Below are 626 nucleotides of genomic sequence, written 5' to 3' on the forward strand. Positions count from 1 at the left end.
AGCAACGATACGCCTTTCCATGAAGGCGAACTGAAAAAGCTAGAAAACTTACTGCGTACTTTCCACCCTTGGCGCAAAGGTCCATACACGGTGCACGGCATTCATATCGATACCGAGTGGCGTAGCGACTGGAAATGGGATCGCGTACTTCCACACATTTCTCCACTGAAAAATCGCAGCGTGCTCGATGTGGGTTGTGGCAATGGTTACCACATGTGGCGCATGTTAGGCGAAGGTGCTCGTCTTTGCGTGGGTATCGACCCGTCTCACCTGTTCCTGATCCAGTTTGAAGCAATTCGCAAACTCATGGGCGGTGACCAACGTGCGCACCTACTGCCGCTGGGTATTGAGCAACTGCCTAAACTGGAAGCGTTTGATACCGTGTTCAGCATGGGTGTTCTCTACCACCGTCGTTCTCCACTTGACCATTTGATTCAACTAAAAGATCAGTTGGTTTCTGGTGGTGAGTTAGTATTGGAAACCTTGGTAATCGAAGGCGATGAAAACGCAGTACTTGTGCCGACCTCACGCTACGCTCAAATGCGCAATGTGTACTTCTTCCCGTCTGCGAAAGCACTAAAAGTGTGGCTAGAACTGGTTGGTTTTGAAGATGTTCATATTGTAGA

1 protein-coding gene is annotated in these 626 nt (G+C 49.2%); it reads left to right on the top strand.

Annotated elements, in window-relative coordinates:
• Nucleotides 1-626 (top strand): tRNA 5-methoxyuridine(34)/uridine 5-oxyacetic acid(34) synthase CmoB (gene cmoB / locus R7O13_RS28325; protein WP_318305384.1); only part of this gene is annotated, 626 nt, incomplete at both ends.

Source organism: Vibrio sp. Y176 (assembly GCF_033438945.1).